Origin of the sequence: Oceanobacillus locisalsi, assembly GCF_042675985.1 — a bacterium.
GTDB lineage: Bacteria > Bacillota > Bacilli > Bacillales > Amphibacillaceae > Oceanobacillus > Oceanobacillus locisalsi.
Genome location: NZ_JBHTKK010000029.1, coordinates 36,729 through 48,055 on the forward strand (window position 1 = coordinate 36,729; position 11,327 = coordinate 48,055).

The 11,327-nt window shown below is 39.3% G+C and carries 9 protein-coding genes; 5 read left to right on the plus strand and 4 right to left on the minus strand.

Annotation, left to right across the window (positions count from 1 at the left end; genetic code table 11):
- Positions 1-105: 105 nt before the first annotated feature.
- The 3 genes from pdxR to ACFQ19_RS17785 all read right to left on the minus strand — a co-directional run bounded on the left by pdxR (position 106) and on the right by ACFQ19_RS17785 (position 3,820).
- Entirely contained in the window at positions 106-1,566 is a 1,461-nt protein-coding gene (pdxR, locus tag ACFQ19_RS17775; protein ID WP_379594017.1) for a MocR-like pyridoxine biosynthesis transcription factor PdxR, read from the minus strand.
- Between the two features lie 300 nt (positions 1,567-1,866).
- Positions 1,867-2,982 carry an RNA polymerase sigma factor RpoD gene (gene rpoD / locus ACFQ19_RS17780; RefSeq protein WP_379594018.1) on the minus strand — a complete coding sequence of 372 codons (1,116 nt, stop codon included), beginning with the start codon at positions 2,980-2,982 and terminating at the stop codon, positions 1,867-1,869.
- A gap of 124 nt (positions 2,983-3,106) precedes the next feature.
- The gene (locus ACFQ19_RS17785; protein ID WP_379594019.1) at positions 3,107-3,820 is read right to left on the minus strand and encodes a hypothetical protein; all 714 of its coding nucleotides are present in this window, start codon (positions 3,818-3,820) and stop codon (positions 3,107-3,109) included.
- 607 nt (positions 3,821-4,427) lie between these two features.
- Here ACFQ19_RS17785 and ACFQ19_RS17790 point away from each other — a divergent pair.
- The 5 genes from ACFQ19_RS17790 to ACFQ19_RS17810 all read left to right on the plus strand — a co-directional run bounded on the left by ACFQ19_RS17790 (position 4,428) and on the right by ACFQ19_RS17810 (position 10,387).
- Positions 4,428-5,024, plus strand: a complete 597-nt coding sequence (locus tag ACFQ19_RS17790; protein WP_379594021.1) for a TetR/AcrR family transcriptional regulator — start codon at positions 4,428-4,430, stop codon at positions 5,022-5,024.
- 142 nt (positions 5,025-5,166) lie between these two features.
- Positions 5,167-6,165 (plus strand): DMT family transporter, encoded by a 999-nt coding sequence (locus ACFQ19_RS17795; RefSeq protein ID WP_379594022.1) that lies wholly within the window; start codon positions 5,167-5,169, stop codon positions 6,163-6,165.
- A 101-nt stretch (positions 6,166-6,266) separates the two neighbouring features.
- Positions 6,267-7,613: a sodium/glutamate symporter gene (locus ACFQ19_RS17800; RefSeq protein WP_379594023.1), complete on the plus strand. Its 1,347-nt coding sequence runs from the start codon at positions 6,267-6,269 to the stop codon at positions 7,611-7,613.
- Positions 7,614-7,956: 343 nt separating this feature from the next.
- The gene (locus ACFQ19_RS17805; RefSeq protein WP_379594025.1) at positions 7,957-9,411 is read left to right on the plus strand and encodes a DASS family sodium-coupled anion symporter; all 1,455 of its coding nucleotides are present in this window, start codon (positions 7,957-7,959) and stop codon (positions 9,409-9,411) included.
- 235 nt (positions 9,412-9,646) lie between these two features.
- Complete coding sequence (locus ACFQ19_RS17810) at positions 9,647-10,387, plus strand: sulfite exporter TauE/SafE family protein (RefSeq protein WP_379594029.1); 741 nt, start codon at positions 9,647-9,649, stop codon at positions 10,385-10,387.
- 397 nt (positions 10,388-10,784) lie between these two features.
- Here the strand turns inward: ACFQ19_RS17810 and ACFQ19_RS17815 are convergent, their stop codons facing one another.
- Positions 10,785-11,207, minus strand: a complete 423-nt coding sequence (locus tag ACFQ19_RS17815) for a DUF3658 domain-containing protein (RefSeq protein WP_379594030.1) — start codon at positions 11,205-11,207, stop codon at positions 10,785-10,787.
- Positions 11,208-11,327: the final 120 nt, after the last annotated feature.

An 11,327-nucleotide genomic window follows, 5' to 3' on the forward strand; every position in this document is an offset into this window, starting at 1 on the left:
TAATTTTGGCTGCCCCCTGCCGGGATACATTCTCCATCTATTTTCATTGTACTGGAATTTTCAAAAATGATACCATCCAATTTGGATAAAAATCCCCCATCCACTTTAACGATCATCGGAGGAGCGGTTCGTTTCCTGCAAATACTGTAAAGCTTTTGCAAACCGGGAAATACCTTCCCAAATATCTGCACGCTTACTTCTGCCATAAGTGAAACGAACAAACCCTTTACTCTCGCCAAAGATAGAACCAGGTACAAAAGCAAATCCTCGTTTCAACGATTCATCCAGCAATTGAAATTCATCGACGTCAACATGCAGCTGGCACCATAAATGAATACCGCCATCCGGTTCGATAAATGCTGCTTTCTCCCCTAAAAAATGGGTTAACGCTTGTGCCAACGTCTTCCTGCGTGTTTCCAGCTGCTGCCGGATCTTATTGATATGTTCATCAAACTGTCGCGAACCAACAAAAGTATGAGCAACCCATTGCGGGAAAATACTATGTCCAAAATCAACTTGCTGTTTGGCATCAGCCAAGCGTTGAATAACTTTTTTCGGTCCGACAACCCAGCCAATCCGTAATCCGGAAGCAACAATTTTGGATAGAGAACTGATATATAAGACATTTCCGTTTGTATCCATCCGCTTTAAAGAAGAAGCAACATTGCCATCAAACGCCGTAATACTATACGGATCATCTTCTACAACCGGGATTCCATAATCAGATGAAATCTCTAATATTCTTTTCCGCCTGTTTAAAGACATTTGTATACCAGTCGGATTCTGAAAATCCGGATTAACAAAGACCATCCGGATGCGGTGTTTTTTATGCAATGCAACGATTTCTTCCGGATCGATTCCATTTTTATCACTTTTTAATAAAAAAGTACGTAAACCGGCGGACTTAAACAAAGGTAATGAATAAGCGTACGAGGGATCTTCTATCGCTACCGCATCGCCGGGTTTCAGTAAACATTGTACGATAAGATGAAGGGCTTGCTGTGCGCCGGATGTAATCAGAATAGATGCCGTATCAATAGAAATACCTTTATATGCAGAAAGATGCTTGGAAATGGTGTCTCTCAAATCAACATTTCCCTGCGGATGATCGTATCCCAGGTACTCTTCAAATGGGGATTCTTTAAAAATAGAATGCAACTGTTCGGATGGAAATAGATCTGCAGCTAATTCCCCGCTTGCCATATTAATCATGCCATTATTTTGCGTTTCCGTGCGTATTTTTTGGACTAATGGTAAATTAGGAAGAAATGAGCCATCCTCTACATATCTTCCCCAGTTAGGTATTCGCTTGTCCGATATCCCCCAAATATCTGTACTAATATGTGTGCCGCTGCCTTTTATCCTTTCAACGATTCCTAACGACTGCAGCTCATCATAAGCAGCAACTACCGTACTTCGGTTCACCAGAAGCTCTTTTGCTAAATGACGTTCAGAAGGCAGCGGCACATCCGGTGAAAATTCTCCTGTCGAAATTCCGTTTTCAATATAGGTTGCGATTTGTTTATACAGTGGTGTTTTGGATGAACGATCCAAAATAAAGTCCATATGCATTCCTCAATTATGTGATAGATTTACATGTGCTATAAAGGATGATACGCTTTCTATTCATCAGCACACAAATAGCAGTTTTGCTTTAACTATGCCGCTCCTCTTTATTAGATGCTTGATTTGCTAAAGAGAATTAGAGCTGCCAAAAAAGATATCTCCTACTATCATAGCGAAAACCTGCCTGTATAAGCAACTGACATGCAATGAAATGATTTTTCATAAAGAAAAAAGTCCGAATAACAATGTAGTCACCGGACTTCGAGGCATGCGTATAAAATTTTAAAATAACACTTCAAATTAATCCAGAAAATCTTTTAATTGTTTACTGCGTCTTGGGTGCCTTAACTTACGTAATGCTTTTGATTCAATTTGGCGGACACGCTCTCTGGTCACTCCGAATGCCTTACCAAGCTCTTCCAGCGTTCTTGTTTTTCCATCATCTAATCCAAAGCGGAGACGGAGAATATTTTCTTCTCGGAAAGGGAGGGTATCCAGTACTTCCTCTATTTGCTCTTTTAACAATTCATGTGCTGCATAATCAGAAGGTGAAACTGCTTCACGATCCTCAATAAAGTCTCCTAAATACGAAGCATCTTCATCTCCAACAGGTGTTTCTAAAGATACTGGCTCTTGAATGACTTTTAAAATGTCCTCTACTTTATCTTGCGTTAATCCCATATCTTCTCCGATTTCAGCCGGATTTGGTTCACGGCCTAGATCCAGGAGTAAAGAACGTTGAACACGGGTTAATTTATTAATGGTTTCGACCATGTGTACCGGAATCCGAATGGTACGGCCATGATCTGCAATAGACCGGGTAATAGCCTGCTTAATCCACCAAGTTGCGTAGGTACTGAATTTAAACCCTTTTCGGTAATCAAATTTTTCAACTGCTTTATACAGCCCGATATTTCCTTCTTGAATTAAATCTAAGAAGAACATTCCCCTGCCCGCATAGCGTTTTGCGATACTGACTACGAGACGAAGGTTTGCTTCCATTAATTTACTTTTCGCTTCCATATCTCCCTCTTCGATGCGAGCGGCAAGTGCTATTTCTTCGTCACGGGATAACAAATCCACGTTACCAATTTCTCGTAAATACATACGAACAGAATCATTTATTTTCATTTCTGAAGGTTCGCTATGATCGATCTGTTCTACAGCTTCACCCTCTTCTGTATCCTGTATATGGGGCTCTTCTTCCAACTCATCCGCCACAGAAACACCTTGTTCTTCCATATACTCATAAATGGTATCCAATTGTTCAGAATCCAAATCAAAATCAGACAACACACTAGCTACTTCTTCATAAAGAAGCACGCCATTTTTCTTGCCTTTTTCCACCAATTTTTCTTTGGCTTGTTCTAATGTTAATTCTGATTCTTCCCGGGATGAAACTTTTTGTACAGTCACGTTTCCCCCTCCTTCCAAATAATTTTTGCTTCTTGACGAATTCGTACCGCATCTTTCATTCATACACTGTTTTTGTCATAAAGGCTCTGAATGCTAATCCAGAGCCTTTATTTGAATCATTCTCTTAAAAGCCAATTCTCTGCGGGGCAGCATGTGATGATTGTGTCTCGTCTTCTATACTGAAATTCGTTTTACCATCGCGTATATTAACATATTTTACTCTTCCCTTACGAATAAAAGCAAAAACCCCATTACCTGCATCTGTACCCTTTTCCTGAAAGAAAAGTCCGGAGATATCTTTTTCTCTAAAAGGTGTATCATAAAGAAAATACGTTGTTTTATTCGTGTTCTTATTTACTAAATAGCCTTGTCTCCCATTTTGATAAGCTCCTTTTTCAAAAGGATTATATTCGCTATGATGCATTACCACCAGAATAATATCCGGTATACTTTTTAAAATATAATTGTATTTATCACAATAGAAAGCTCTTTTCCAAAACGGTTGATGCAACCTGTTGTTTGGCTGGGATCCTGACATAATAATTTCTTTTGCATCACTATTTTTGGCAGCTGTTACTATTTCTTTTGCTGTCTTCCATTCATTTTTTACGCGCTTCATTGTAAATTTTTTTGCGCCTAATCTGCTGCTTAATTTTTTACTTTCTGCTAAATTTAACAAATGAAACATCGTATACTTGCTTTCGACGGAACAGAAAAATAACACTTCGAAAGTATAACCATATTTCCTTGCTAATAAGGCACCTTTCAACAGAACTTTACGGCTATAGTTCTGCTCCTCTAAACACACCAGTATATGGTGCCTTGTTGTTAATGTCATTTCTCCTCCCTCCTTGTACTTCCTATTCGCAATCTGTAACAACGTTTCAGTTATATGCAAATGCTGTACAAGCTTGAAAATAGGATTGTTTTTCTGGCGGTTTAAGGATATACGTCTTCATCCTTGCTTCAAATGTTTCAAAGATAAACACGTATATCCTTAAACCCGAAATGATGATGCGTGCAGGGTTCCGAATCCGAATCTGGCATTTCCCTCACCTCCTTTCAAAACTGAATGATTGTTCTAAAATGACAAAAAAAATAAATCCTATTTTTTCAAACAAGATCAATAATAATAATTGATGTTATTTCTTATCTTAATTTATGCTGTATTTTTCATAAGTTGCAAACTTCCGTCGCTATCTTTTAAAATCCTGTCATCCCTATAATTGGACGTTCGTTTTAGAATCATATCATAGCATTTTATAACAGTCAATAGTCGACTCATTTATGAAAAATGACTTGTTTCAACACCTCAGTTATGGTAGATTTAGAACAATTGGTCAGTAATCATTCAAAAGTTTGTAGATGTCAAAACAATGCGCTTACCTCCATGAAATCCTGATAGCGCCCGAAGCAGAAATCAAAAATAAACAGGAGGGAACCTTGTGAACAAGAAACAAACGAAAAGTATGGTGACAAAGAAAAAGATTGCGGAAGCCGCAAAACATTTATTCATTCAGAAAGGCTATGCTGCCACATCCATTGAAAATATTTCTGAAGCAACCGGAGTCAGTAAAGGAAATATTTATTATCATTTTGACAACAAAGAAAACCTCTTCATTTATGTACTGGATGAGTGGGAGAAGGAGTGGATGGAACAGTGGAAGGAACAAAAGCAGCAGTATTCCTCTGTAACCGAGCAGCTGCACGGCATTGCAAAGCATTTTGTTATGAATGATTATAATCATCCCCTGACAGATGTTGCCGATGAATTTTTCAGTCATGAAAAGTCCAATACTTCCGTGCAAAACCAGCTTTATAAAACGATCAACACCAGAATATCCTATAGTCAGCAATTATTGGCAGAAGGTATTACATCTGGCGAATTCAAATCAGACAATGCATTATTACTCGCAAAGATTTTTGACACCTTACTCTACGGATTAAATAACACTTGTCGGGATCTGGATATGAAAGAAACACTAGATCTATATACAAAAGCTATCGATACGTTTCTATATGGTATTGCATCGGATGAATAGCAGGCGAAACATTTAACCTTGACGGGTATTTTACGGATTGAAAATGGAACGCAGATGGTTCATATGCCAAAAACCGTTAGATACACTTCGTATACACGCAATATGTCGAATTGTATGTTCCATTTGAAGGAGGTGAACAACGTTGAATGATAGCCGTTCATCTTTCCCGGGGATTCTATTCGGTATGATTGCAGGTGCAGCTTGGGGATTAGCCTTTCTTATTCCGGATATGCTTTCTGCGTTTTCATCTTTGGAAATCACATTGGGACGTTATTTTATGTATGGTTTCTACTCCCTATTTCTATTGATGATATTGAAAAAACATACAATACATATCCCATGGAGAATATGGGCAAGAGCCCTTCTTTATGCTTTTACCGGGAATGTTGGATACTTCTTTTTTCTGGTCTTAGGGATTCAATATGCAGGAGCAACGATAACCACATTGATTATTGGAACATTGCCCATTGTTATCAGCGTTATTGGTAATTTATGGAACAAGGAATTCCCTTTTACAAGCATACTGATTCCAGCAGGTTCCATATTAGCAGGCGTCTTTCTATTATATAGCAGTGAACAGGAAGGCAGCGCCAGTATCGTTGCTTCCAATAGTAATCTGTTATTTGGATTTCTCTGTTGTTTTATCGCACTGGTCTTATGGACATGGTATGCCATATCAAATGCTAATTTTCTCAAAAAAGAATCACAAGTTTCCGCTGACCTTTTTTCTACACTTATAGGTATTCAGACACTGACATTAGTTATATTCGTTCTCCTTATCAGCTGGGTGACAAATCAGCAAATAATGAGCAACCTTTTAGCTAAAAATGACTTGATCCAATATGTCATCGGGATCATCGTGCTAGGGATTATCGCTTCATGGATAGCGACATGGGCATGGAATCAGACATCGATTCGGCTGACTGTCTCTATGGCAGGAATGATGATTGTTTTTGAGACATTATTCGGATTGCTTTATGCATTTGTTTATCACTCGACATTCCCTTCTATGTCAGAATGGATAAGTATTTTCTTTATTCTGGCTGGTGTTTCTTTCGGCATTTGGCGAATCAATGCCTTTAAATATGCCCAACATTTAGAAACAGACAACTTATATCGTTCCAAGCGTAAGCAGCACTAATATTTTCATCGAATACAAACAATCTCCATCCCTCATAGCAGTATAAGTTGCCAATTTTAAAACATGTAATTAACGGAAACAAAGGAGGAATTTTATTAAATATGGAAAACTTTACAATCTGGTCATTTATGATAGATATAAGCCTTATTTCAGGGTTACTTTTAGCTGGTACCATGTTGCGAGCAAAAATAAGGTGGATTCAATCTTTATTCTTGCCTGCCAGTATGATTGCCGGTTTTCTCGGGCTTGCATTTGGACCCGGCGGATTAGGAATACTTCCTTTTTCCGAACAGTTTAGCGTTTATCCTGCTTTATTAATTGCAGTCATTTTCGGAGCAATTCCGATTGGTGCTGCCAAAGTGCAGTTATCTGAAGTATTTCACCGCGTTCGTGATATGTTCTCCTACTCTCTTATTCTGACATTATCCATGTGGGGAGCAGGCGTCCTGTTTGCTTTGCTTATTTTAAATCCTATTTTCACGAATCTGCCAAATGGTTTTGGACTTATTTTAGGAGCAGGCTTTCTAGGCGGACATGGTACTGCAGCTGCGATTGGTGAAGGTTTAGCCCATGCAGGCTGGGAAGAGGCAATGGACTTAGGCATGACCTCCGCGACAGTTGGAATCCTGATTGCTGTGCTGGGCGGACTATTCCTCATTAAACAAAGTACAGAAAGCGGGAAAACAGAATTTATTACGAGCTTTAGACATCTTCCTCCCGAATTAAAATCTGGGTTAATGCCAAACTCGAAACGGTCTTCCATGGGACAGGAAACAGTGTCATCTAATTCCATTGACCCGCTGGTTCTTCACTTAGCAATTATTGCTTTTGTAATTGGCATATCCTATTGGATAACCAATATGTTGACCGACCTCATGCCAGCAGTATCGATACCTTTATTCAGTGTTGCATTTATACTGGGACTGTTGTTTCAAGCTGTGAGCCGCCAGGTCAAAGCAGACCAATATATTGACGGGAGAGTAATGGAACGTATCGGCGGAACAGCCACCGATTTTCTGGTTGCTTTTGGTATTGCCTCAATTAACATTACCGTCGTTATCGATTACGCATTACCTCTCATTTTGCTATTTATCTTTGGAACGATGTGGGCATACATGCTGTTCCGCTTCGTGGGCCCAAATATATTTAAAGATTTCTGGTTGGAAAAATCCGTTTTTGGATGGGGTTGGAGCACCGGGACCGTTGCTATGGGGCTTGCACTTTTACGCATTGTTGACCCAAAGCTGAAAAGCCGGACACCGGAAGACTACGCTCTGGCTTATGTAGGTATTGCACCTGTTGATATCATTATTGTTACTTTTGCTCCGTTTCTCTTCTCCCTAGGATTTACATGGGTCATCCCGGTTGTGTTGTTGCTCGGCACGATAGCTGTTATCGGCATTTACAGAGCTGCAGGCTGGTGGGGGAATAAGGAAAGAGTTAAATAAACTGTTGTCATTCCTATCATTTTTATAAAACCATCCAGGCAAAAAAATGAAGCAAAAATAAACCGGAATGAAAATCCGGTTTATTTTGTTGGAAGGAAATCATTCCATATTATACCACACCTCTGTTGTCACAATATAATCCTTTTCTGCCACCTATTTCATAACAAATCAGGCGTATCATAAAATGCAGTATATACGTTGCCACTGAACAATCCATTTTTTAAAATTATTTTTGAATAATTTGTGAAAAAATACAAATTCATCTTTTTGTCACTTGTGAATTATATCACAAATATGAGATTTTATTTTATAATTGTACATAAAGGGAAAGGGAGGGGTTTTCATGAAAAAGAAAGATGCTATTGCACTGATTACGGCTTTTACAGTACTTGGGATTATATTAATGTTACCTAACCCTGACGCACTACCTTTAGTAGGACAAAGAGCACTTGCTGTCTTAGCATTTGCAGTGATTTTATGGGTTACGGAAACGGTTTCTTATCCTGTCAGCGCAGTGATGATTGTCAGTTTATTAGCTGTCCTTATTGGGATTTCTCCTACTATTGAGGATCCGGGGATCATTTACGGAACCAGTCAGGGATTAGGCATGGCAGTAGAAGGATTTAGTTCTTCCGCCGTATTGCTTGTCGGAGGAGCACTCGTTTTAGCTACAGCGATGGAAATCACCGGACTCCACAGGCGGATTGCTTTATATATTATGTCAAAGGTTGGAACAAAGCCTGGAGCGCTTGTTTTGGGAACTATTATGGTCAGCTTTGTGCTGGCGTTGTTTGTACCAAGTGCCACAGCTCGTGCAGGTACGCTTGTACCTATCTTGCTGGGAATTGTTGCTGCTTTTGGGTTAGCGAAACAAAGTAAGCTGGCAGCATTATTAATGATTACCGCAGTACAGTCGATCTCTATTTGGAATATTGGAATTAAAACAGCTGCTGCACAAAATATGGTTGCATTAGAATTTATGGAATCTGCATTCGGTATCGACGTGACATGGGGAGAATGGTTTCTTTATGCTGCCCCCTGGTCCGTGATTATGTCGATTTTGCTTTATATTGTGATGGTAAATCTGATTAAGCCGGATATGTCGGAAATGCAGGAAGGAATAAGTATTGAGAAGCAGCTGAAAGAGCTTGGAAAAATGAGCGGCAAAGAATGGCGTCTGGTCATTATCGCCGGAATGCTCTTATTATTCTGGTCCACAGAAGGTATTTTGCATCCTTTAGATTCTACGACAATTACCATTGTTGCTGTTGCGGTCATGCTTACGCCTGTCATTGGTATTTTTTCCTGGAAAGAAGTACAGACCAAAGTACCCTGGGGCACGTTGATTGTATTTGCAACGGGAATCTCATTAGGGATTGTCTTATTGACAACAGAAGGAGCTACTTGGCTTTCTTCTAATTCCTTTGAAATCTTGGGAGTATCTTCCCTGCCTCTAGTCGCAATGATTGCAGTACTTGCTCTATTTAATATTTTGATTCACTTAGGTTTTGCGAGCGCTACCAGTCTGGCATCTGCTTTTATTCCGATTGTCATTGCTTTAGTCGGATCCATGGAACCAACCTCCTTTAACGGACCGGGGCTTGTCTTGATTATGCAATTTGTTATCAGTTTCGGTTTCCTATTACCGGTCAGCGCCCCGCAAAATATGCTGGCCTATGGTACAGGGACATTTACTTTAAAACAATTTATCAAATCTGGCGTTCCGCTTACTGTGATTGGATACTTGCTTATTATCCTGTTTAGTGCTACGTACTGGCAGTGGGTTGGACTGTTATAAATCGTTAAAAGCGATATAACAGAGCAGTTTGCTTTCTTGTTATATCGCTTTTCTAAGCTAGTTTGATTCATTCCAATAGCAAAACGTCTTCTATTTCACTTATATTCGATTACTTGAAAAATTCAAAGAGCATATCCAACATAAATTTCTCCCAAAATTTTTCAATCCTTATGTTATAATGGCTGTTGTAGTTTAGAAATAGAAAGGGATTTTTATTTTGATTGTTTTATTAACGATGCTGGTAATCGGTTTGTTATTGGGCTTTATCGGGGCAGGCGGTTCCGGTTTTATTATCGCCATACTTAGTGAAGTCTTTGATGTTCCAATACATATGGCTCTGGGAACGTCCTTGGCAGCAATGGTTTTTACATCGTTATCTGGAACAATCAGTCACTTAAGAGAAAGAAATACGATGGTAAAAATTGGGCTGGCAACAGGAATATTTGGTGCAGCGGGAGCTTTTTTTGGTTCCAGACTTGCAAGTTTCATTCCAGAAAATGAATTAGAAGGCTTTACAGCAGGAATGTTAATTTTATCAGCCATATTGCTGTGGATTCGTGTAACGGTTGGCTTTGGCAGATTTGCCACACAACATTTTGCAGAGAAAAATCGTTCCTCTAGAAGCAGGTTTTGGATGACAGCTGGCGGAATTGGTATTATAACGGGATTATTATCAGGTGTCTTTGGAATTGGCTCTACTCCATTTATTCAAATTGGACTGCTCGTTTTCTTTGGTTTATCCATTCAACTATCTGCGGGTACCACAATGCTTGTGATTATACCAATTGCCCTGGTTGGTGGTATCGGTTATTATTCTGCAGGTTTTCTCGATTTAAAAATATTTGCGGAAGTTGTTATCGGAACAATGATCGGTTCTTATATCGGTGCTAAATTTACAACGCGATTGCATCCTTTGGTTTTGAAAATTGCTATGGTTGCTGTTCCATTGATTGGCGGGATTATTTTATTACTGTAGATTGAGTTAAAATATGCTACCATCCTATCCAGAAGGCGATGTTTCTTGCCCTCTTTTTGATTATCAAGGAAATTATAAAATTAATTGCTTGTGGATAACTGGTTACAGATAAACGGTCACGTCTTGTGACCAACGTCGATACTAGGATGTCGTGTCCGTCGTTCCCCGCGGGTGAAAGTCATCATCGGTTTAAGGTAAAGGAAGGCCGACTAAGACCAGGCTAAAGCCTAACGTCGGCATACCCCAAAAGGGGCATGATTCCTTTATCTCAGGAAGTAAAGGAAGTTCGACCAAGGTCGAACCACCCCCAAAGACCGCGGGGGCGCAGTCTCTACGTTTTTAAGCAGGTGCTTTGCGCTTTTGTTCTAGGATGATAGCTATTCCATGTTACAGAAACTCAGGCCACTTTTATACGATACATACGCATGGATTGCAAACTACCTTTATACATCAGACAGCCAGACTCGATAAGTGAACGAATCCGGTATTCAATCCATAAATCGGACAAAATTTGTTCAGACTCCCCTAATACGCCACCAACAACTCTTGCAGCAATTATAAAATCATCTGCTTTATCTTCCTGCTCTTCTCTTTTCGTATATTCCATAATAAATGCATCATCTCTGGTTTCTAATTCATCTATTATTTCCCCTTGCTTCCAAGAACGGACTATACTATCACGCTGAAGCAATTCTTCTCCTGCTTGTTCGAAGTTTTTCCTCATTTCTTTTGTAACTGCAGTATTTGAATGTGTATAAAAATAAAGCAGCTGCTGCGTATTACATTCTGCCGTCGTACGAATGTTAATATTAACCTGAATTTCGAACCAATTTTATAAAAAAACATAAAAAAGTGCTCCAAACTTTGGTAGAATAGGATTAACCGGTCCAAACAAACCAAAAGAAAGGAGCACCTTATGGTGAATAATTATACCACATAT